Below are 22,216 nucleotides of genomic sequence, written 5' to 3'. Positions count from 1 at the left end.
CCACTAGGACATCGACCAGTTCGATTTGATCGGGTTCCATGTTCCACGGTCGAGGTGCGGGCCGAGTAGTGGGTCGAGGCATTGACCGACGATGCGTAGTGCACCGTCGATTTCGCGTGCGTGTTCGGGTAATCCGGATACGGTTTTGGCGATTTTGGTGTAGCCGGCAGTCCAGGATGGTGCAGGCTCAGAGAGGCTGGTTGGCAGTGTCAGTGTGCGGCGCGCGGATTCTTGTTGCAGGGTAGTGCGGGTGAGGGCGGCGTCGAGTGTCCAGGCGGTCACGATCAACGTGAGGTCGACCAGGTCGTGGTAGCGGGTCGAGGGTTGTTGCAGGTCTCCGTATCGTTCGTACATTGCGCACACCTTGTCGGAAACCTGTTGTGGCTGTGGGTACAAAGCGAATTTCGGCATGGGCGCCAGCTCGTCCATCTCGACCACCGGGTGAGGAAGTTGGTAGTCCACGTCTCCGACCGGGACCAGTTCGGTGGACAGGTCGATGGGGAAGTCTGCGAGTTGAACGGCGCCGAGGTGGACCTTCACTTTCACGCTGGCTCCAGATACGCCGCCGGTCATCAGCCGCGGGGTGTCGAACATGAACCGAAACGGGTCGAGATTGCTGTCGGTTTCGGCGATCGGGCATTGGGCGGGTAAATGCATGTGATGCGGGCAGAAAGGCAACTCGTGACCAGTCACCCCTGTTTTCTGAGGAGAAGAGTGCGTAGGACCTCCAGTGCGTGACGACGACGTGTTTTGGTGCGAGCGCACAGTGCCGTCATTGTCGAGACGGTGATCAGGGCGAAGTAGCCCGTGAGTGCAAGATGGGGCACCACGTCAGTACCGAGGTTGATGAGTGTTCCGGACATACTGGGCATGATTCCTCGAATCCGTTGATGTGCTGTGCCTCTAGTTCTCCCATCGGGCAGTGGCGTCCGGCGATGTCCAGGCACGTTAGAGTTCCTGAAAGGCCTGTTCAAATAGGGTGCTCCGGAATTCCGACTCTCGGATCCTCGGATAAACCCGGGACTGAAGGGAATGTTCGTGCTTGATTCGACACCTGCGAAAGCCAAGCTCGGGACAATGTTGAAGGATTTGAAGATGGGCGCGGGCAACCCGACTTACGAAACAATCATCAAAGACGTATCTGCGCTAGGAACGAAGCTCAACAAGTCCAGCCTGGGGGACTGGTTCGCCGGTCACGCGGTTCCTGCGGACAAACACAGTCTTGGAATCCTCGTTACCTATCTGGCCAAGGGCGACCTCTTTCGGGCGGATTTTGGCCGCTCTACGAAAAAGCGAAACGGGAAGGGGCCGCACGAAGAGGCGCTCGGCCGGCATCCGGGTCAACTCCGGAGTCCGCGACGGATCCTGCATCTGGCGCCGGTGAGCTACGACTGCACCGGTTGCCGAGAATCGACACGGTGCACTACGCCAATGTTCCGCGACTAAGGCACCTCTTGTCGTCCCACGAAATCGTATTGGATCTGCCAGACCTCAGCCTTCCTGGGGAGCGGGGATGGTGGAGCTCCTGGCTGTGATGGATTCGATAACCCGAGGGTTGGCGCGAGTCGCACTTCCGGTAAAGAAGCTGACTCAGGAATTCAGGATGCGATCTCTCGACGTGGGTGACTTGTTGGTCTTCGACAGGCGAGTCTTCACTCTCAACGGGCCCTCTCCGGGTGAAACCCCTTCCCTTACTGGTGATTACGATGTGGATCCCTCATTCATTTTACGAAGCGAGGTGTCCGTATCGTCATGCCGTACGACCCCGTATATGTCACGACATCGACGGCATACTCCGATTTCAAATCACGACACATTCAGATGGTAGGACTGTGCGTCATCAAGAGGCGTGGTAAACCGACTGACGCGCCACACAGAAAGAAGACTCCGAAGGTGCAGTTCGTGGCGTCGCCGCTGGTGTTGGGCTTGTCGAGCGAAAGACACCGTGATCCGGAGCTGACGAAGAAGGTCGCATTCAAAGGCTACGACGACGATGGAACGCAGAGTTGGTTCGGGGAATGGGTATCGAAGAGGAGCGACGGGGACCCTAGTTAGTCATGGCTGTCTGGATTACTTGTTTGCTATCGGCAATATCGAAATCGGGCAATGCACCGTTCGAACCGGCTGGGCGTCGGGGTCGGATGTAGACGGCGCGATGTGGTCGGGGGATTCTGATGTATCGCCTGTGGACGCCGGCTTCCCTACTTGGTCCTGCGGTTGTAGCGCAACGAGAGCGTGCCGTGGTGGAAGCAGGCGTTCTCGGATCCTGGAAGTACGCCTACTGTGCGGGTTGAATCCGCACAGTATCTACTCCAAGCGGCAAATGATTTGCGTCCGTCGTCGTCGGCGAGCCCCGTTTGGGAGTTGGGAGCTGACGACGAGCACTCGCATGGAAAATCGTTCCCTAGAGCGTCGCTCAGGCGCTAGGACAACGGTCGACTCCGGTCTGGCTTATCGAGTTTTCGGACGGCGCTGGTGCGCGCATGTACGCAACTTCGAGTGATTGCCGCGCTGGCTGCTCGGCGAGGCGAGCTGTTGAACGCGGGGCAGGCTCAGGCAGCCGGGCATGCGCCTCCCGTGGAATCACCAGTCGGTTGGCGGCGCCCAGGCAGAGCAACTACGAATCACCCTGCTGCGCAGAGGGTTAACCCGCCGAATAGCACCTGCCCACTACTTCGGCGCCGAAACCTGGCCCGGGTGATGTGGGTCGTCAGCGTACTGAACATTGGGAGTGCAAGTGTCAATCGCGGAATTGTCTCCAATGTTGCCGTGACCTTCGGTGGAGGTAAGGAATTCGGATTCGTTCGCACCGGTGGAAATAGTGCACATAGGAGTTTGAATCCGTCAATCATTCCGTCTTGGAGGGCACTCCGGAGCGTGAAGGTGATGCAATCAGTCGGGATCTGGTGTTAGTAGTGGACCGCCGAGCTTCTTCTGACGTCTGGTGCAGGCGTGTTGCTGTCGATGTCGGTGGCCCTAGCTAGGGTGATTCTCAACTACCGACGTTCCGCCTGGCGGCGTGGAGAGAGGCATACATGAGCGAATCTGAAGGACTTCCTGCTCGCGGCGTGGTTTTCTGGCCGGTGGGCACGGGAGACAGCACTACCGTGGTGATCGATGATCTGGTTGTCATGCAGGTGGATCTGCATGACATGGCGAAGGCGGACGACGATGCTACGCCCGAGGTTGCGGTGGTGGATCGTCTGGTGGAGGCGTTGCCGTTAGTTGACGGTGCGCCTTACCTCGCTACTTTCGTGTTGACTCACGCAGACATGGATCACTGCCTGGGATTTGCAGACTTGCTGGACAAGGTGACGATCGGCGAGTTGTGGTCCACACCCCGTCTGTGGCGTGAGTACAACGATCCTGACGCCCCGGATCTGTGCAGCGATGCAATCGCTTTTCGGGAGGAGTCGGAGCGACGGATCACCGCGACCCTGGAGGCTGTGAACGCTGGCGACGTTCCTGCCAGTGGAAACCGGATTCGTGTCGTGGGCTACGACGATGAGCACAGTTCACACGCTTACGACGGATTGCCGGACGAATACTTGGCGTGGCCGGGGCAGTCGGTGACGGTGCTCGACGGGCACGAGCGTGCAGGTGTGTTCGAGGCGTTCATTCATGCACCGTTCAAGGACGACGCAGCAGCAGCGCGCAACGAGACGTCCCTGTCGATGCAGGTCACACTCACCGATGAGAGCGGTGTCGACGGTAAGGTGTTGTTGTTCGGCGACCTGGCGCACGACACGATCATGAAGATTTTCGACTACAGCGAGTACCACGATCGGGAGCAGTACCTTGCGTGGGACTTGCTGTTGGCGCCGCATCACTGCTCGAAAAAGGTGATGTACAAGAAAAATTCGGACGGCAACGATCAACTCCAGATGGATGTGCTCAATGCGTTCGAACGTAACGCACGATCGGACGCCACTATTGTGTGCAGCAGTGCCGTCTTTCCCGGCGCGGACGTAGACGGTCAGAACCCTCCCCACCAGATGGCCGCGGACCGGTATGCGGAGATCGCCGATGACGTGATCTGCACGATGTCGTGGGTGGACGAAAACGCCCCTTCGCCTGTCGTGTTCGGCGTCGACGCCGAGGGCCCACGAATCATCGTTGGTGACTTGGTGAAAAGCGCCGATCGCGAAGCTGCATTCGAACTCGCGGCGTCCGCAACCGGCCGCCGATTCGCTGCGATCACGGCCGCTGCAGTTGCCGTGGGCAACGCGATCCCCCGGGTCGTTGCCGCGACACCGAGCGCGACCGGACCCGAGCGTGTACAGGCTGCTGTCACGTCCGACCGCGGAGGTAGTCAAGCGCCGGATGCACCGGTGGGGTTCGGGCGTTGACGGGACTCGCGCAGCGTCAGCTCACCGAACTTGCGGAGGTGAGCGGCGGAGCAATCCAACTTCTGAGCGCGCACAGCGGTGAGAGCGGGAACACCACTTTCCTTGTATCACTAAACACTTCAGGTATCGACACCACCGGAAGTGGTATCCGGGTTCGGTCCCGGGAGCGGTTCGAGATCGTCACCGGGCCGCAGTTTCCGTATGTTCATCCGAGTGTGTCTGTCACGCACCGCCGCTGGGCAGGCACCCCGCACGTGCAGTGGGGCCGTGTCCTGTGCCTTTACGCGGCTCCTTCGGTGGAATGGAATCCTGGCGACGGGATGCGAGGGTTCCTCGAACGATTGAACCTGTGGCTCCAGCGCGCTGCTGCCGGCGAACTCGACCCCGCCGGGCAACCGCTCCACCCTCCGGTCGCGTACAGCTCGTACCAGAACGGTTGGGTGATCGTCCGTCCCGACGTGGGTGATCTCGCCCCCTGGTCCGATCCGGGGGCAACCAAAGTTCGACTTCTGTATGCCTGGTGCGCGAAACAAGGCAACAGGATCGACGTTCTCGAGTGGCTGACTCCGCAACAGATCTACGACCGGGCAGTGGCCGACGAGTTGCCTGCTCGAGACGAGCACGGGCAGATCATGTTCGCAGCGCCCCTAGTCCTCATCAGCGACACCCTCGACATGGAATATCCGAGTACCGCAAAGGAACTCGCAGCGGCTCTGAGCGACTACGGCTACTCGTACGACGAGCTGCTCAAAGCGTTCGTCAATGCCCGCGCCATCAACAAAGTGATTGGTACGGCCCTCGACGGAGACGAGGCTGTTCCGGCGATGATGGTGCTTGGCACCCCTGCGAGACGCGTCGACCCCGGACATCCGCTTACACACATCACGGCTTGGCATCTCGACGACCTAGGCACCCGGATCACCAACCTCCTGCAGGAGATCAGCCCAGAGAATCCGGATCTGACTGCCGAGGTCAGGAAGATCGCCGATGATTGGCTCGGCTTTGCCGAGGTTCACTGGATGGTCGTCTTCGAGACGCGGCGGGAAGTGACACGACGGCGGGATACTGGTTCGCCGACGCGATGGCTTTTCGGCAAGAAGGTTCTGATCTTGGGCTGCGGCGCGCTCGGAGCACCGATCGCAGAGCACTGTGTCCGAGCCGGGGTGGCCCAGCTGCACCTTATCGACAGAGGCGCTGTCACGCCGGGGATCCTGGTAAGGCAACCTTACGAGGACGGCGATATCGGCTACGGCAAAGCCGAACGACTCGCCCGGCGCCTCTCGCAGATCCGGCGGGACCTCGCGGTCACTTTTTCAATCGAAAACATCGTCACCAGAACCCTCGCCGAACCCACCAACCTGCTCGGATACGACCTCATCGTCGACGCATCCGCCGACATCGGAGTACGAACAGGAATCGAGAAGACTCGTGCAACGCTGCGAGATCGATGGCCGACAACCATCAGCGCACTGTTCGGCCACACAGCTCAACGCGGCGTCGCCACCGTCGCCGCTCGGGGAGCCACCGGCAGCGGCCATGACCTGCTGCGCCGCTTGGCGATCGACACTGCGACCAACCCGCCCCCTGGGTGGGCGAGCATTGCAGAGGACCTGTTTCCCAACCCCCCGCGCACAGAACGGTTCTTTCCCGAGCCAGGATGCTCGGCCCCTACCTTCACAGGCTCCGCAGCCGACGTCTCGGCCCTTTCCTCGATGCTGTTTTCGGCGGCGATCACCGCCGCGGCAGACCCGCATGCCATACCGATGACAGTGATGGGATGTGATCTCGCGACAGAGGCGGCCGGAGTGCGGCCTGTGCCCTTGACGTGGAACAACGACCTGAGCGTGATCGACCAGAGCGGAGAATACGAAGTCCGCGTCAGCTTTCGCGCGTTCACCGAGATGCGGACCGAAGCTCGTCGCGGACACCGTGTTCGAGGCGCCCACGTCGAGACCGGAGGGATGCTATTCGGCTCCATCGACGAGGCCACACAGACCGTCTACATCGACAACGTCGCAGGGCCCTCACCGGACAGCCGTCTTTCGCCGCTGTACTTCGATCACGGGATCGAGGGCACTCAGGAAGCAGTCACGAAAGTCCGCGCGTCCACTGCAGAGCGAGTGGGGTTTGTCGGCATGTGGCACACCCACCCCTACGGCCGTGCCTTCCCCAGCCACACCGACGAAACCGGGATGGCCGATATCGTCGCCCCCGACGGCACCGGCCGTCGAGCGCTCATGCTCATCCTCGGTGGACGTGGACGGACCTGGTCGAACTGGCTGGAGGCAGACGTACCACCGGACACCTACGCCCGCATGGTCGACCGAGTGACCGTCAACCGACCCGATGCTGCGACGGCTGAGGACCCGACCACCGTCGACGCGTGGTTCGCCGGCGGCTACGCATATCCACTCCGCCGAATGCCCGATCCCGCCGAACGTCCACTCGACAGAGGTGACCTGTGACCCTGAAAATGGGACTCGCATTCTCTGGCGGCGGCTTTCGTGCAACGGCATTCGGGCTCGGGAGTCTTCGAGCGCTCCATGACCGTGACCTTCTGCGGCATGTGTCCGTCGTCTCGGGAGTCAGCGGAGGAAGTCTCCTCGCCGCGATGTGGGCCTACGGGCCCGAGCGCTTCGACGAGTTCGACGACACCGTCGTCACCCTTCTCCGTAAGGGACTGCACAGTGAACTGATCCGCCGGGCGTGCACCCCGCATGCACTATGGCAGACGACAGCAAGTTCTCTCCGGGCTCTCGGACCGGGGCAGCAGCGTTCGTACTCGCGAACAGATGCTCTTGTCGAAACATTCGCTTCCCGTGAGTTCGGTGCCAAACACCTCCGCGACACCACCCATGCAGGCCTCTCGACAGTCATCTCTGCCACTGACATGACCACTGGCAACGCAGTAAGATTCGGCAGCACGCATAGTGCATGCTCTGCCCATGGACAGATCACCGAAGAGGTGTCCGTTGCGGAGGCAGTGGCCGCCTCCGCTGCCTTTCCGCTTCTGTTTCCAGCGCTACATCGCCGATACAGTTTCCAGCGCCGGGACGGTAGCCGTCATAGCCGAGCAGTGGTGATGACAGATGGTGGTGTCTACGACAACCTAGGTCTGGCACCGCTACTTCCGGGCCGCTCGACGCGACACAGCCTGCACGTGTACGACCTCGACTACATCGTCGCTGTGGACGCCGGGCGTGGCCGAGCAGATCGTACGGCCGCGCGGTTCATGGCAGGCAGGCTCTCACAGAGTTTCGACATCGCGCACACCAAATCGCAGGACGCCACACGCAGTCGTATCCACGCGGCAGGTACGAACGCGGAGATCGGCGCGTTTGTTCACGTATATCTCGGCATGAGAGACGAACGACTACCCACACCCATTGCCGACCTGATCCCGCGGACCCAGGTAGACACGTACCCGACCAACTTCTCTGCGATGGCAGAAACCGATTTAGCCGCGATCGCAGTCCGCGGCGAACAACTCGTTCGCTCACTCGTCAACACGTATACACCAGACCTCAGCGGATAACTCGTTCTATTCGAGCTATATCGGACCCGTACCGGAGGGGGCACCGTAGGCGTACTTGATCAGCTCGTCCGCGTACGCCTCTGCGCTGAGTCGAACCCATTCCGCAGTGACAGTGCACGAAAAGAAGATCACCGATATGGCTGCAGCGAGGAAACCGATAACGGGGGCAGCGAGGCTGAAATCGAGAGATGTGCGAATCAGGACGACGACGGCAGCAATGGAAGCGATGATGAGTAGCGCGTCGACCCAATACGCAAATCGCCGCATTCCGTACAGGTTTCGGCGGAAGCTGTACCAGATCAGGTCGTTCTTCAGTTTGGCGTAATCGTCCTTGTTAGTCGTGCGAGCGATCAGCGTTCGAACGACAGTTTCGTACACATGGTCGGCATGGACAGGGTCGGCCAGCTCCTCTTCTTTGGTGGGAAGCTGGAGCTGCGCGCCGACGATAGCCTGAATGTTGGTGTGCAGGTTTTGATGCAGGACTGGGTTTTGTGCTGACGCCCATCGAAGGCGGGCGGTCGCAGGCGGCCCACCCCACGAATCCCACAGGGCTGCCTCGATTTTCTTTCCGGCGTCTCGCGAAATATGAGCTGCAAGCACAGTCAGGACGACGGTGAGAGGAAGCGGCAACAGCGTCCCGAGCCGGTGAACTGCAGGATACCCGGCAGCGATCATAGCCGCGGCGAGGATGACCGGAAACCACACCACAATCATGGGAAGTGTGCGAGCACGAAAATCGAAGGTGTCGAACGACATCGAGATATCTTTTCCTTGTTAGTAGTCGTCGGAGGCTTCGTGCAGCGGCGGCAGCGCCGGCGCCGGCGTCCACCCCGGCCTGCTCGCCTGACTCTGTACGCGCACCGTCGTGCCCTCAGCCAGGGGTGCGATCCGGGTCGATTTGAAATTGTTTGCCGCGTAACTGCTGTCAGTGCGATGGTTGCGCCACAGTACCGTTCGCGCTGACACGATCGCGGTGGGAGCGGGGGCGCCGTTGTACTCTCTCACCCGCTCACATGCTGTGTCGTGAGTAGTCGAGCACGTTTGTCGACCGCCATCTCAACGAAGTCATCTAACAGTCCCTATTCATCGAGGGCCGCGGTGCACTGAGCTGCTAACTCATCCTGTGCCATCAGTTTTCACTTGCCGTCGTATTTTCAGTGGCCTCGGACCATCCGAGGGCAAGAGCTTCGAGAAGTGCCTCGCGTCGACTGATATCGGGGTTCCATGACAAGTGGGCCCCATTGATGTTCATGCCCTGTGCCAGCATATCGCTGCGTGGGCCAGGCCATCGTTTTGAAAGTTCTGCGAGGCGGACGGGGCCGACGGTGGCGGCGACGTCTTCGCCGAGCAGATATGCCAAGGAACAGTCCTCGTCGAAGTCGAACTTGTCGAGGACCTGATATCCGTGCTCGGGATCGTCGTAGAGGCGGTTCTTCGTAACTGCGGATTCGGTGTACCAGTACAGCGCCGTGGCGATATCGGGGGCATCCTTGTAGCGGCCGTTCTCACTGCGGTCGAGCCAGGCGACGAGTTTGAGCGCTGTGTATCCAGGGATGGTCGGGATCCGGATGGCTCCGACGGTAGACAATGGAAGGTGGTAGCCGCTGTCGAATACTTCTTGAAAGCCCCAGACGCTCAAGGACCTGTTCGGTGGATCGGGGACCTCTCCAGTCGGGTCCTCGATAGGACCGAACGGCACGAGATCGGTGTGGATCTCGTCGACGTTGTAGCGAATGCCGGTGTTACCGACCACCGGCAGGTCGGTGACGACCTCTCGATAGGCTTCCCAGTCCGCAATAGCGATAGCGAGATCGAGATCCTGGGTCGCACGCAGCCGGAAGGAGTGTCCTAGCGCACTGTGGAGTACATCCCGAGACTGTGCTCCAAGGACCATCAAGTCGGTTGGTTGCAGGTGTGCCGCTCGGGTCAGAATCTTCGAGCAGACAAGCTCGATTGTCTCCAGGAGTTCGGGTTCACAGGTCTTTAGATCCAGCACAATGTTCTCTCCAAGTCTCGGCTACTTCGCTTAGGCGCGGGTCGTTGGTGGCGAGCAGATCGGCATACACGAGCGGCCAAGGTGCATTATGAGGCCCGTTGCGCCTACGGTCCTCCTTGTCCAAGTGCTCGATCTGCGGTGTCGTCCAAAACTTTTGCAGCACTGTCACGTTGGGTGCCTGTTCGGGGTCTTTCCTCCACTTGTTCGCGAAAGCAAGTTTGGGCTCGAAGTGCTCGATGTAGACAGTCAGGGCGGTGGGGCGCTGGATGTCGATCCCGGTGGCGGATTCACCGCTGAGAAAGAATTCCTGCCTGGAGTGCAAGGGACGGAAAGTGGCCGGCTCATCGGTGTAGAAGCGTGCGGCTGTGAGTTTTTTGCGTAGCCCTCGCGGATACTCCATAGCCCACGGCCGCAGTATCTCGCTGGCGGCATGCGGGCTCAGGGGCCTGTTTCTAGGAAGAAAACCTGTGTCTTCGAGCAAGTTGAGAGTGTCGTGCGCTTGTCCGATCGAGACGCCGGAGGCTCTCGCGATCTCACGGATCTTCATCGTGGCCAGCTGCGGCCAAGCCAGCAGGGCGAACACAACCTGCGAACGACGGGGACTGAAGAGGTTGTGTGTCAATTGCAAGTTGGACTCATCGGTTATCCGATGAGTGAGAAGTACGGGTCGGCGTTCACTTGACTGCGCGTCGGGTCGTCTGCCTCGAACATCGATGTAGACATCCCCGAACTGGACGTAGGCGTTGCCGAGACTGTCGATGTATTGGATCCGCTGGTCGCGAAGAATCGTTGCACTGCGTTCGGTGATGCGTTTGCCGACGACCAGGATTGGCGCGCCGATGACACGCTGGCGCAGTTGAGTGATCCGAGTGGCCGTCATCGCTGCAGTGAGGACCAGTGCGTAGTGCTGGGAATTGTTGCCGCGAGAGAGAACGGCAACAGCGTCGAAGCCGCTATCTGGCCCTTTCTCCCCATGAAGAATTGATAATTCGACCCCGAATGAGCTGAAATGTTCAGACAGCAGCTCAGCGAGGTCGCGTAGTCCGGGGTCCATCGAGCCGCCCTTCTCTGTTCAGCCTTGCGCGATTTTCATTTTAGATGAACAGGGCCGAAAACTGAACAGGATGGTCTCTGGGACTAGTCAGGTGGGATCTGCCCACCCCACCCCACCCATGCGCGGAGCGGGGGTGTGGACGCCTCCATCCACGGGGCTGATTCATATACGCGGTCCGTGACCTCGTCAGGCGGCGGACTCCAGCCCTCGTCCGGGGCGGGCGTTCGAGTCATATCGACAGTGTCTCAACCTCCCGAAAACAGCCGCGAAGCAGGACAAACCCGCGCACAGTGGACAGATGAGTCCCGCCACGGGAAAGCCAGTGCCGCCGATGCTCGCCACACTCGGCAATCCACCCACGGGGGAGCACTGGGCATTCGAGTCGAAATGGGATGGCCAAAGAGCAATCGCCACAACAGGTTCCAAGGACCCGGCGCTCTGGTCGCGAAACGGAAACGACATCAGCGCCTCGTTCCCCGAGATTCTCGACGCACTCAGCGCGGTGCTCGATCACCGTGAAACCGTCCTCGACGGCGAAATCGTCGCACTCGGACCCGACGGTGTGCCGTCCTTCTCCCTTTTGCAGCGCCGGATGCACGTCCTGCGGCCCACCGCTCAGCTCCGCAACGAGGCGCTGACCTCGTACTATGTGTTCGACATCCTCGACATCGACGGCACATCGACGACCGAGCTGCCCTACCTCGAGCGCCGGGAAGCGCTCGCCAATCTCAGCCTCGAACATCCACGCATCAAAGTCCCGCCGCACTGGCTCAATGTCGACGGACCGACCATGTTGGAAGTTGCGAAGAAGCGCCATCTGGAAGGTATCGTTGCCAAAAATATTGCCTCGATCTACCAGCCCGGCAAGCGATCTCAGGATTGGTTGAAGACCCCGTTGAGGGCTAATTGTGAGGCCGTATTGTGCGGATTCATCCCTGGATCGGGTGGCGCAGCAGGCGGAGTCGGTTCGTTGATCCTCGGGGCCCACGACGACTCAGGATCGCTTGTCCATATCGGAAACGTTGGCACGGGCCTGACGGATCGACAGCGCCGCGAACTGCGAGACAAGCTCGTCGAACTCGAACAGCCCATCAGCCCGTTCGCCATCGAGCCGCCGAGAGCTGTGACCCGCAATGCATCCTGGTCAAGGCCATTTTTGGTGTGCGACGTGGAGTATCGGGAGTTCACTGGCGGTAGCCTGCGGCACCCATCCTTTCGAGGGCTGCGCGACGACAAGACTGCTGATGAGGTCAACCTGCCGGGTCGTCGCTGAGTCGGTACAGCAGACTGCTTGAAGAAGGTTCACGAGGAAGTTTTGACGTGCCGGATACCCTTCACCGGCAACGAGTCTCACTGACGAATGGTTTGCGTTTATGCAAATTCTTCACCAGAAGGCACCGAACACGGCCGCCGAGGTGCGTGCGCTGCGATCGCTTTCTGACAAAGGACGCCGAACGCGCTACAGCGCCGTGGACAGCAGAGTTTCGGGAGTTCATTTCTCTTCGCGATGGCCAAAACGGCGGATCGGTGAAGAAGACTTCGTCGGAAGTACGGCGAGCGCGATGCTATCTCCCGGCGGTCACTGTGTTGCTTCTTCGGTTCTTCACTGCGACGGTGGCCGGTTGTTCCGAGAGGCATTGATTCCAGCAGCGAGCACGATGGTGAGGGGTGCCAGAGCGCATGCGGTCCACGCTGCGGTCGAGTAGCCCGAGTTGGTTGGGGAAAAGGAACCGGTCACTGTGTGCGCGGCCAAGATCACACCACTGGCGGCACTACCGATGGAGAAGCCGACCGAACGCACAACCTGGTTGACGCTCATCGCGGCCGCGGTCTCTTCGGAGGGTGTGACTGCCAGGATCACCTGGGGCATCACGGCGGAGAAGCCTCCGACACCGAAGCCCAACAACCCCATGATCGCGATCGGCCACGCCACGCCCATGTCGCGGACGGTGGCGAACAGGACACACGCGAGGGCGATAACGACACCGTTGGCGATGAGTAGACCAAATGGGCTGACCTTGCGGCGCGCCTTGGGCACTACACGTCCTGCGACGAAACCCAGCGCGGAGAACGGGACCAGCACCAAGCCCGCCTCGACCTCGTTGAGCCCGTAACCGTAGCCGACCTCCGGGGGAGTCTGAACGAAGCGGGTGATCAGGGTGAAGAGCAAGTACATGGCGATACCGGAGACGAACATTATCAGGTTGGCGCCAGCGACCGCCGGGTGCCGCAGCGCGGTCAGATCCACCAGCGGATGCGCCACTTTCCGCTCGACGGCGACCCACACGGCCAACACCGCTGCCCCGCCGAGGAGGACCGATACGACTACCATCGGCCTGCTCGACCACCAGCTCGACTGGCTCGTAACTACAAGCACCGCAACAAGACCGACGGAGAGAAGGGACGCTCCCCACCAGTCCACCGACTCCTTGGCCGGTGCGGCCGCACTGTCAGCTGGGAGTGCAACGACGGCGGTGATCAGCGCGGCGACTGCGACAACGACACCGAGTAGGTATGCCGCGCGGACGCCCCAAACTTGGACCAACAAGCTCGCGATGGGGTATCCCACACCGATGCCGACGGTGGAGGCCACGGACAGCATTGCGATCGTGCGCTCTGCGCGGTCCCGGAGGTGTTGGCGGGCGGTGGCCATCATCAGCGCAGTCAGGCCCAATCCGATCCCCTGTCCTGCCCGACCGAGCAGGAGCACGACGAACGGTGCGGGCACGACGGTCGCCACGCTGCCCAGCGCCACGACGGCCAGAGTGGACAAGACGACTTTTCGTCGCCTGTGGGCGGCGCCGAGGCGGCCGAGAAGCGGGGTAGCGACAGCGCCGGTCAGCAGTGTGATGGTCAACGTCCATTGAGCAGTGGACAGTGAAACGTCGTAGTCCTCGGCTACGGAGGTGATGAGCGGTGCTCCCAAGCTTCCGATTGCTGCGACCACCAGTGCGATGAAGACCAGTGCCGCCACCATGTTGGTGTCGCTGCGCTTGGCGGTTCCGCTGTGGTGCGTCTCGGGAGTTGCGGAGGCGTTCATTGGTTGTTCTCCTCGGTCAGATGATCGAACAGTCCGGCATGGATGCGGGTGCGGATGCCGCGCGCCCACTCGGTGTCGATGTCGTCGATGTCCAGAGCCGCAGCGACGTTGAGCAACATGCCGTAGGCGAGGAAACTTTTCACCGCCACCGGAGGCATCCTCGTGTGATCGGCTGTCGCCGTCCACATTCCGGACATGTGATTGCGCACCGCATCGCGAACCTCGCGGTCACCGCATGCGGCGAAGGCTTGCAGTTGTACCAGCAACTCGGTGCGGTTCGACAGGGCGCTGTTGTTGTAGTACTCGCCCATCACGGCAACCGATTCGGGTCCTGTGGTGTCTGCGGCTGTGCGGCCCATTCCGTCGATGAGGTGCGTGAACGCACGCTGGACGACTTGGAGGAACAGTGCTTTCTTGGTGCCGAACAGCCGAAAGATGTAGGCCTGCGAGATTCCCGCGCGGTGGGCGAGTGATTCCATCGACGCGCCGTGCAGGCCAGCTGCGGCGAACTCCTCGGCTGCCAGAGCGAGCAGCTGTTCGCGTCGCTGCTGGGCGGTCATTCGCTTGACTTCACGTTTACTCACCCCGCCGAGAGTAGTAGTTAGTAGTCACTAACTACTAACAAAAGTTCGAATTTGATGGTAGCTATGTGACGGAACACTCCCGTTGTCGACGCCGCCAATCGGGGAGGGAAATGCGGACCTGACGCGGCAGCGGTATGCCCAAAGGCCGGGCAGTTCATCGCCTTTCTGCAAGCATCACCATCGCTCCTGGGTGGCATCGCGCTGACCGGGACCAATTCTGTTCGGAGATCGTATGAACAACGAATCGCCAGCGCAGCAGACAACAGAGTGCCCCTTCAATAGGGCAGAACAAGTCGGATCTGCATCTCCGGCGCCAACGATGCAGGTCGCACCAGGAAGACTGCCCATGGTGGGCCATATGTGGCCACTGATGCGGAATCCTTTTGATTTTTTCGCTGACCTTCGTGCCAGCGGCAACGTGATCAAGATCTACATCGGAAAGCGTCCGATCTACTTCCTCACCAACGCGCGACTAGCCCACCAGGTTTTGGTGAAGGACGCGCGCTCGTTCGGCAAAGGCATGGTGTGGGAGGCCGTGCATCCGTTGAGCGGCAACGGTTTGCTGGCCTCCGGTCGTGAGTTGCACCGTCGCCAGCGGCGGCTGATCCAGCCGCTGTTCCATCGGAAAATGATTGCCTCCTACGCGCAAATCATGACCGCCGAATCGCAGGAACTGGCCGAATCATGGCAGCCCGGGCAGAAGATCATCGTGCAGAAGGCCATGCTCGAGTTGACGCTCACTACCATCGTGCGGTCGATGTTCTCAGGCAGCCTGCCCAAGGACGTGGTGCAAGAGATCATCCGTTCGTTGCCGATCTTCACCTATGGAATGGTCGCTCGCACCGTCTTGCCTGCCTGGCTGTGCAAAGTCTCCGGCTTCGATCGACGTTTCCTCGGCGCGGCAGACAGACTACGAGCCACGGTCGATCACGTGGTGCGCACCGATCAGAGCGCAGACGGAGCCGACTTACTCTCGCACCTACGCGCAGCGCGCGACCCGGAAACCGGCGAGGCAATGAGCGAGGACCTCATTCGTGACGAATTGGTGTCGATCATGATGGCGGGCACCGAGACCACTGCAGCCACTTTGACCTGGGCCTTCCACGAGATCGCTCACCACCCCGAGGTCGAGGAGAAGCTGCGCGCCGAACTGCGGGAGGTACTCGGCGGGCGCTCGGCGGAGTACGACGATATCGCCAATCTGAACTACACCCGGGCAGTCGTCAACGAGGTCCTGCGGCGGTACTCACTGCTGATGCTCTTCCGCCGCGCCGAGGAGCCTGTCGTGATCGACGGCATTCCGTTGCCCGCAGGTGCAGACATCATGTTCAGCCAGATCGACTTGCACCGCGACGGCGATGCCTTCGCCGACCCCGACAGCTTCAAACCCGAGCGATGGCTCGTCGACCGTGAGCATCTTCCTGACCGCAACGCTTTTCTCCCATTCGGCGAGGGCAACAGACTGTGCATCGGCGAAGCCTATGCACAGGCAAAGGCAGTGATCGCACTAGCGACCATCCTCGGCCGCTGGCGCCTGATTCCCGCCCCCGGCCACACCGTGCGCAAGGTAGCGGCAGCGATGCCGCGCCCGAACAACTTGCCCATGATCGTCACCCCGCTGAACTCCGACAGAAGCGAGCTGAATCATGCCTGAGACCACCGCGACAAAGTCCCCTCGCGACCAGAAGAATGGTGCCACCGTCGAACCCATCGCGATCGTGGGCATCGGGTGCCGATTCGCGGGTGGCATCGACTCCCCCGACGCACTCTGGGATCTCCTTGAAAGCGGCGGTGACGCCGTCAGCGAGGTTCCACCGGAGCGCTGGGATGTGAACGATGTCTACGACCCACAGCCCGGCGTGCTCGGTCGCACCGTCTCCCGCTGGGGCGGATTCCTCGACAACATCGGCGGTTTCGATACTGCCGCCTTCGGCATCACCGAATACGAGGCCGAGGCGATGGATCCGCAACACCGAATGCTGACGCAAATGGCGTGGGAAGCGTTGGAGCACGCAGGAATAGCGCCCGGATCACTCATGGGTTCGCAGACCGGGGTATTCGTCGGGCTAGCCCACCACGATTATCTTCTACGAACTTTCGACGACTCCCTTGTCGACAACCCGTATGTGATGACGGGCAACGCACACTCTGTCGGTGCGGGCCGTATCTCCTATCTGCTCGGATTGCACGGCCCCTCTGTGGCCGTGGACACCGCCTGCTCGTCAGGTCTGCTCTCCGTGCACCTGGGCTGCCAAAGCCTGCGTACCGGAGAGTCCGATCTCGTGTTGGCGGGAGCAGCGATGCTGCAATTGGGCCCCGAAGTCGGTGTCCTGTTCTCCCAGTGGTCCATGCTCTCGCCCAATGGCAGGTGCGCTGCGTTCGACGCCGCAGCTGACGGGTTCGTTCGTAGTGAGGGTTGCGCGGTGGTGGCCCTGAAACGGTTCGACGACGCAGTTCGCGACGGCAACCGTGTCCTTGCTGTCATCCGCGGCTCGGCAGCCAACTCCGATGGCCGTTCCGACAATATTGTCGTCCCCTCCGCCACTGCACAGGAGGCAGTGCAACGTAGCGCTCTGCGTGTCGCCGGTGTCGATCCATCTGCTGTCGAGCTTGTGGAAGCGCACGGTCCAGGTACGCCTACCGGCGACCCGGTGGAGTTTCGCGCGCTTTCCGCGGTCTACGGAGCAGGCGACAAGCCGTGCGCACTCGGCTCGGTCAAGACCAACATCGGACATACGGAGTCGGTATCCGGCGTCGCCGGTCTCATCAAGGCCGTGATGTCGTTGCGGCACAAAAAAATTCCGGGAAATCTCCACTTCAACGAGTGGAACCCGGACATCTCTCCGGACGGTACACGCCTCTACGTCCCCACCGGACTGCGCGAGTGGAGTGCCGACGGGTCGCAGCGTCTGGCGTCGGTCTCCTCCTACGGATTCAGCGGCACCAACGTCCACGTCATTCTCGAAGAGGCCGCCGATACCTCCCCTGACGCTGCTCGCGCGCTCGAACGGAAACTCGAAAGGGAAACGCTTCCGATCCTGCTCTCCGGAAGCACTCCGCAGGCTTTGGCCGAAACCGCCCATCGCGTAGCAGAGTGGCTAACCCACGAAGGATCGTCTGCGCCACTTGCGGACATTGGCCACACTCTCTCTCGTGGGCGAGAGCACCGAACCGAGCGGCTCGTCGCCCTGGCATCATCACGTGCGGAGCTGATTGACCAGCTCACGGCGGCAGCGGCCGCGAACCCTGCTCAGGGTGTGGTTCGCGGCACGGCCAGTGGCCACAGCGGTGCGCCGGTGTGGGTGTTCTCCGGTCAGGGCTCGCAGTGGGCAGGCATGGGACGGACCTTGATGTCGACTGAACCTGCATTCGCCGCAATGATCGACGAGTTAGAGCCCCTGATCGTCCGGGAAGCCGGGTTCTCTGTCCGCGCGGAGCTTGTCGCCGACGACGTTGTCGCCGGTATCGAGAAGATTCAGCCGACTATCTTCGCCGTGCAGGTCGCTCTCGCTGCAGCTTGGCGATCGCGCGGTGTCGAACCCGCCGCGGTGATCGGACATTCCCTCGGTGAGACCGCCGCGTCTGTGGTGGCGGGCGCACTCACGCTCGATGACGGTGTGAAGGTGATTTGCCGACGGTCACAGCTTGTCACCCGGCTCGCCGGCGGCGGCGCCATGGCCACGATCGAACTGCCCCATCACGAAGTCGCGGCTGAACTCGCCGCCGCGGACATCGAAGACGTCACCGTCGCTGTGATCGTGTCTCCAGGGTCCACTGTCGTTGCCGGCAACCCTGCACGAGTCGCCGAACTGATCGCGGGCTGGGAAGCGCGCGACCTGCATGCTCGTAGGATTGCGGTGGACTACGCCTCCCACTCCCCGCATGTCGACTCCATCCTCGACGACTTGGCTGAGCAGCTGGAGGACCTCACCCCGGCGACAGCGACGGTCCAGGTCTACAGCACTGTGCTGGAAGACCCGAAGAAGCCCGCCTCGTTCGATTCCACGTACTGGGTGAACAATCTCCGTCGCCCTGTCCGCTTCGCGGACGCCGTCACCGCCGCCGTCCTGGACGGTCACAGGGTGTTCGTCGAACTCTCGCCCCATCCCCTTCTGACCTACGCAATTTCAGAGACCGCGACATCGATCGGCCGCACCGCGACCGCTATGGGCACGCTGCGTCGCGACGGCGACCAGTCCGCAGGGCTGCTACCCCAGTTGTCCGATCTGCGCTGCAGCGGCGTCCCAGTCGACTGGGAGCGGGCCTACCCGCAGGGCAATCTGGTCGACGTGCCATTGCCCGTATGGGCTGGCGCAGATCTGGGCGTGCTGGCATTGCAGGTGACGAAGCCGGGCGCCTGGGTGGACGCGCACCCGCTGCTCGGCGTGCACATCGGCCCTGTCGATACCGAAGACGAGCACACCTGGCAGGTCACTATCGGTGGTCGCGACTTACGCTACTTGGACGATCATCGGGTCCACGACCAGTCGGTGTTGCCGGGCGCGGCTTACTGCGAGATGGGACTGACTGCGGCGACGACGATATTCGGCGGCGATCTCAGTGACATCGAAGTGACCGATCTGGCCATCCACGAGATGCTTCATCTTCGCGCGGACACCGTGATGTCCTCGCGGGCTCGTCCTGGGGCCGATGGCGGGGTTCGGTTCGAGGTCTTGACCCGCAGCGACTAGGACACACCAACATTGTTGGCCAGCGGCACATTGCGAGAGCGTGAGGCGACCGCGCCGGAACGGCTAGATATCGTCGGCTTACGTGCGGCGCACCCGGAGCCGCTCGCGACTCAGGAGGCTTACGCCAAATTTCACCAGGCGGGGGTACATCACGGGGAGGCGTTCGCGGCCCTTGTCGCACTGCATGTATCCGACGAGCCCGGCGTCGAACAAACTGTGTTCGCTGAGCTGTCGATGCCCGCGACGGTGCGAAGCGACATCAATTCCTATCAGCTGCACCCGGTCCTGATGGACGGGTGCTTGCAGACGCTGGCATCACATCCCGCGTTGCTCCGCGACGCCTTCCCCGTCGGACTGGGCACCCTTCGAGTTCACCGCGACCCCCACAGCGCCCGCTACTGCTTGGCACGGCTGCACCACCTCGACGATCAGCTCGCCATCGGCGATATCGCATTGCTCGAAGTGGATGGCACAGTGATCGCCGAGGTCACAGGCGTACGCCTGGCCACTACAGACCGGCGGCTGGCCGAGCGCCTACTTACCGTGGAATGGGACCGCACCGACTTTCCGCAACCGGGCACCGCTTCCGGTCCCTGGCTGCTTCTGACCGAGGCCGACGCAGCCCCCGACCCGTTCGTCAACGAGATCGCATCGGCGTTAGGTGCTGGGACTGTGCACCTGCCGCTGGCTGACACCGGAATGGACGAACTAGAGGCACAGCTCGCTGCGCAGCCGCCGCACGGGCTGATGGTCGTGTACCCGGCGCCAACGGCAACCGCTGACTACGACGCAATAGAAAGAGCGCAGCGGCGGGTGAAACGGCTCATCGACCTTGTCCGGTTCCTCGTGGAGCGTACCGACGCGCACCGGCCCCGACTCTGGGTGCTTACCCGCGACGCACAGCAGGTAGGCACGGAGGACGGACAGAATCTCGAGCAGACCGCGCTGCGCGGCCTGTGCCGCGTGATCGGCCACGAACACCCCGAACTCAGGGTCTGTCACCTCGACACCGCCAGCGGATCCACGCCCCAGCGCGTCGCCGATCTACTCCAGGCGAACGATGACACCGACGAGGTCGCGCTGCGCGGCGACGAGCTTTTCGTCGCCCGACTCAAGGTGTCGCCGCTGCAAGACAGCGATCGCCGGAAGCGCACGGTTCACTTCGGGCGGGATCGGTATGCGTTGACCACCCGTCACGCCGGCGACCTGAGCAGTCTGGAGTTGGTCGTGACAGAGCCTCGTGCGACCGCCTCGGACGAGATAGAGATTCAGGTCGAGGCGTTCGGCTTGAACTATGCCGACGTACTCAACGCAATGGGCTTGTACAAAACCGTCGACGGTACCCCGATGCCGTTTGGTTTCGACTGCGCGGGCACGGTCGTCGCCGTCGGCGCGAATGTCACCTCGTTCCAGGTGGGTGACAGGGTGGCCGCGATGCACCCTGGTGCTTTCCACTCGTTCGTCGTGGTACCGGCATGCAAGGCCAACCGAATCCCCGACAATGTCACGTTCGAAGAGGCGGCAGCAAGGCCAAGCGTGTTTGCCACCGCCTGGTACGCCCTACACCGACTGAGCGGACTCGGACGGGGCGAGCGTGTGCTGATCCACTCTGCGACCGGTGGAGTTGGCCTTGCGGCGATATCGGTGGCCCGCTACCTGGGTGCAGAGATCTATGCCACCGCAGGCACCGAGGCGAAGCGGCAATATCTCCGCGACCTCGGCATCTCACATGTCTTCGACTCCCGTTCTACGAAGTTCGCGGAGCAGATTCGCGGGCTGACCGGCGGTGAGGGCGTGGACGTGGTCCTCAACTCCCTCACCGGAGCCGCCCAACGGGCAGGCCTGGACCTGCTGCGCATCGGCGGCCGGTTCGTCGAACTCGGCAAGAAGGACATCTATGCAGACGCGCGGATCGGCCTCTTCCCGTTCCGCCGCAACATCTCCTTCCACAGCGTCGACCTTGGGGTCCTGCCATACCCGCAACTCGGCGACATCCTCCGCGACGTCCACGAATTGCTGGCATCGGGCGCGCTCATCCCCACACCTCACGCCGTCTCCCAGCTCAGCCAAGCCAGCACCGCTTTCCGAACGCTGGCCTCGGGCGGTCATATCGGCAAACTCGTCCTCGGCCTTCCGCAGAACGGAGACGGAGAGGCTGTGGTCCGGCCTGAGGATGTACCGGTGCTCAAGAGCATCGCCGCATATCTGGTGACCGGCGGTTTGGGCGGTCTCGGGTTGATTCTCGCTCGCTGGTTCGCCGAAGGAGGCGCTGGCCGCGTAATTCTCAACGGGCGTTCGGCTCCGTCCGCCGAGGCGCAGGCGACCATCGAGGAACTACGTGCAACCGGCGCCGACATCGAGGTGATACGCGGCGACATCGCCGTGAACGGCACCGCCGAAGGGCTGGTTCGTGCCGCCACCGCCACCGGCCTGCCACTGCGCGGTGTCATTCATGCCGCGGCCGTGGTCGACGATGCGGCAATCACCAGCGTGGACGATGCACTCGTCGAACGGGTGTGGGCACCGAAAGTCCGGGGTGCGCTGCGATTGCACGATGCCTGCGCGAACAGCGATTTGGACTGGTGGTTCGGATTCTCCTCCGCCTCGGCCCTGGTCGGTTTCGCCGGCCAGGCGTCCTACGCTTCAGCCAATGCTCAGTTGGACGGCCTCACCGTCTGGCGCCGTCATCAAGGGCTACCCGCGTTGAGTGTCAATTGGGGGGGCATGGGCCGAGCACGGGCGCGGCACGATGTTTGCCCAACGCGGAAACGCCATGATCGACCCGGCAGAGGGAGTCGCGGCATGCGATTCACTGCTGCGTTACGACCGGGCTCGCGTGGGCTATTTGGCGATCCTGGACCAGGGCTGGCAGGAAATGTTCTCGGAGAAGCTTCGGACCTCACCATTTTTTGCTGCGATCCCCGCCGATCGTGGGGCTGACCGGGGAGGTGACACCGGGCACGCTGC

17 protein-coding genes are annotated in these 22,216 nt (G+C 61.9%); 8 read left to right on the top strand and 9 right to left on the bottom strand.

Annotated elements, in window-relative coordinates:
- Nucleotides 1-3: 3 nt before the first annotated feature.
- The gene (locus tag ACFWEM_RS32610) at nt 4-693 is read right to left on the bottom strand and encodes a nucleotidyl transferase AbiEii/AbiGii toxin family protein (protein WP_378539787.1); all 690 of its coding nucleotides are present in this window, start codon (nt 691-693) and stop codon (nt 4-6) included.
- Nucleotides 690-872, bottom strand: a complete 183-nt coding sequence (locus ACFWEM_RS32605) for a hypothetical protein (protein ID WP_156888967.1) — start codon at nt 870-872, stop codon at nt 690-692. The genes ACFWEM_RS32610 and ACFWEM_RS32605 overlap by 4 nt, the downstream gene beginning before the upstream one ends.
- 166 nt (nt 873-1,038) lie before the next feature.
- Here ACFWEM_RS32605 and ACFWEM_RS32600 point away from each other — a divergent pair, with 166 nt between their 5' ends.
- The 4 genes from ACFWEM_RS32600 (at nt 1,039) to ACFWEM_RS32585 (ending at nt 7,884) form a co-directional block, all read left to right on the top strand.
- Complete coding sequence (locus ACFWEM_RS32600) at nt 1,039-1,446, top strand: hypothetical protein (protein WP_378539786.1); 408 nt, start codon at nt 1,039-1,041, stop codon at nt 1,444-1,446.
- Between the two features lie 1,589 nt (nt 1,447-3,035).
- Complete coding sequence (locus tag ACFWEM_RS32595; protein ID WP_378539785.1) at nt 3,036-4,349, top strand: hypothetical protein; 1,314 nt, start codon at nt 3,036-3,038, stop codon at nt 4,347-4,349.
- The gene (locus ACFWEM_RS32590) at nt 4,346-6,814 is read left to right on the top strand and encodes a ThiF family adenylyltransferase (protein ID WP_378539784.1); all 2,469 of its coding nucleotides are present in this window, start codon (nt 4,346-4,348) and stop codon (nt 6,812-6,814) included. The genes ACFWEM_RS32595 and ACFWEM_RS32590 overlap by 4 nt, the downstream gene beginning before the upstream one ends.
- Nucleotides 6,811-7,884 carry a patatin-like phospholipase family protein gene (locus ACFWEM_RS32585; RefSeq protein ID WP_378539783.1) on the top strand — a complete coding sequence of 358 codons (1,074 nt, stop codon included), beginning with the start codon at nt 6,811-6,813 and terminating at the stop codon, nt 7,882-7,884. Before ACFWEM_RS32590 ends, ACFWEM_RS32585 begins: the two co-directional genes overlap by 4 nt.
- A gap of 15 nt (nt 7,885-7,899) precedes the next feature.
- On the opposite strand, the gene ACFWEM_RS32580 is transcribed toward ACFWEM_RS32585, so the two are convergent.
- The 5 genes from ACFWEM_RS32580 to ACFWEM_RS32560 form a co-directional block, all read right to left on the bottom strand.
- Entirely contained in the window at nt 7,900-8,640 is a 741-nt protein-coding gene (locus ACFWEM_RS32580) for a hypothetical protein (protein WP_378539782.1), read from the bottom strand.
- Nucleotides 8,641-8,658: 18 nt separating this feature from the next.
- A complete protein-coding gene (locus ACFWEM_RS32575; protein WP_378539781.1) occupies nt 8,659-8,889 on the bottom strand; it encodes a hypothetical protein in 231 nt (76 codons plus the stop codon).
- Between the two features lie 124 nt (nt 8,890-9,013).
- Nucleotides 9,014-9,880: a hypothetical protein gene (locus ACFWEM_RS32570; protein ID WP_378539780.1), complete on the bottom strand. Its 867-nt coding sequence runs from the start codon at nt 9,878-9,880 to the stop codon at nt 9,014-9,016.
- On the bottom strand, nt 9,858-10,934 hold the full coding sequence (locus tag ACFWEM_RS32565) for a type IV toxin-antitoxin system AbiEi family antitoxin (RefSeq protein ID WP_378539779.1): 1,077 nt from the start codon (nt 10,932-10,934) through the stop codon (nt 9,858-9,860). Before ACFWEM_RS32565 ends, ACFWEM_RS32570 begins: the two co-directional genes overlap by 23 nt.
- Before the next feature lie 83 nt (nt 10,935-11,017).
- On the bottom strand, nt 11,018-11,167 hold the full coding sequence (locus tag ACFWEM_RS32560) for a hypothetical protein (RefSeq protein ID WP_378539778.1): 150 nt from the start codon (nt 11,165-11,167) through the stop codon (nt 11,018-11,020).
- 65 nt (nt 11,168-11,232) lie between these two features.
- Between ACFWEM_RS32560 and ligD the strand changes: the two genes are divergently transcribed.
- The gene (ligD, locus tag ACFWEM_RS32555; RefSeq protein WP_378539777.1) at nt 11,233-12,207 is read left to right on the top strand and encodes a non-homologous end-joining DNA ligase; all 975 of its coding nucleotides are present in this window, start codon (nt 11,233-11,235) and stop codon (nt 12,205-12,207) included.
- A gap of 330 nt (nt 12,208-12,537) precedes the next feature.
- Here ligD and ACFWEM_RS32550 read toward each other — a convergent pair whose 3' ends face one another.
- On the bottom strand, nt 12,538-13,974 hold the full coding sequence (locus tag ACFWEM_RS32550; RefSeq protein ID WP_378539776.1) for an MFS transporter: 1,437 nt from the start codon (nt 13,972-13,974) through the stop codon (nt 12,538-12,540).
- Nucleotides 13,971-14,558 carry a TetR/AcrR family transcriptional regulator gene (locus ACFWEM_RS32545; protein WP_378539775.1) on the bottom strand — a complete coding sequence of 196 codons (588 nt, stop codon included), beginning with the start codon at nt 14,556-14,558 and terminating at the stop codon, nt 13,971-13,973. Before ACFWEM_RS32545 ends, ACFWEM_RS32550 begins: the two co-directional genes overlap by 4 nt.
- 232 nt (nt 14,559-14,790) lie before the next feature.
- Between ACFWEM_RS32545 and ACFWEM_RS32540 the strand changes: the two genes are divergently transcribed.
- From ACFWEM_RS32540 to ACFWEM_RS32530, 3 genes are read left to right on the top strand one after another with little or no spacing between them, the layout of a single operon-like run.
- Nucleotides 14,791-16,212, top strand: coding sequence for a cytochrome P450 (locus tag ACFWEM_RS32540; protein ID WP_378539774.1), 1,422 nt, complete (start codon nt 14,791-14,793; stop codon nt 16,210-16,212).
- On the top strand, nt 16,205-19,249 hold the full coding sequence (locus ACFWEM_RS32535; protein ID WP_378539773.1) for an acyltransferase domain-containing protein: 3,045 nt from the start codon (nt 16,205-16,207) through the stop codon (nt 19,247-19,249). Before ACFWEM_RS32540 ends, ACFWEM_RS32535 begins: the two co-directional genes overlap by 8 nt.
- 15 nt (nt 19,250-19,264) lie before the next feature.
- Complete coding sequence (locus ACFWEM_RS32530; protein ID WP_378539772.1) at nt 19,265-22,189, top strand: SDR family NAD(P)-dependent oxidoreductase; 2,925 nt, start codon at nt 19,265-19,267, stop codon at nt 22,187-22,189.
- Nucleotides 22,190-22,216: the final 27 nt, after the last annotated feature.

This window comes from Rhodococcus sp. NPDC060176, from assembly GCF_042728675.1.
Taxonomy (GTDB): domain Bacteria; phylum Actinomycetota; class Actinomycetes; order Mycobacteriales; family Mycobacteriaceae; genus Rhodococcus_F.
Note: the sequence above shows the minus strand (reverse complement) of the source record. Positions and strands in the feature narration are given on the sequence as shown.

Bases quoted from the DNA above. Each gene is read 5' to 3' on its own strand.
- ACFWEM_RS32605 (WP_156888967.1), bottom strand. From the start codon at position 872: ATGCCCAGTATGTCCGGAACACTCATCAACCTCGGTACTGACGTGGTG.
- ACFWEM_RS32595 (WP_378539785.1), top strand. From the start codon at position 3,036: ATGAGCGAATCTGAAGGACTTCCTGCTCGCGGCGTGGTTTTCTGGCCG.
- ACFWEM_RS32580 (WP_378539782.1), bottom strand. From the start codon at position 8,640: ATGTCGTTCGACACCTTCGATTTTCGTGCTCGCACACTTCCCATGATT.
- ACFWEM_RS32565 (WP_378539779.1), bottom strand. From the start codon at position 10,934: ATGGACCCCGGACTACGCGACCTCGCTGAGCTGCTGTCTGAACATTTC.
- ACFWEM_RS32560 (WP_378539778.1), bottom strand. From the start codon at position 11,167: ATGACTCGAACGCCCGCCCCGGACGAGGGCTGGAGTCCGCCGCCTGAC.
- ligD (WP_378539777.1), top strand. From the start codon at position 11,233: ATGAGTCCCGCCACGGGAAAGCCAGTGCCGCCGATGCTCGCCACACTC.
- ACFWEM_RS32550 (WP_378539776.1), bottom strand. From the start codon at position 13,974: ATGAACGCCTCCGCAACTCCCGAGACGCACCACAGCGGAACCGCCAAG.
- ACFWEM_RS32540 (WP_378539774.1), top strand. From the start codon at position 14,791: ATGAACAACGAATCGCCAGCGCAGCAGACAACAGAGTGCCCCTTCAAT.
- ACFWEM_RS32535 (WP_378539773.1), top strand. From the start codon at position 16,205: ATGCCTGAGACCACCGCGACAAAGTCCCCTCGCGACCAGAAGAATGGT.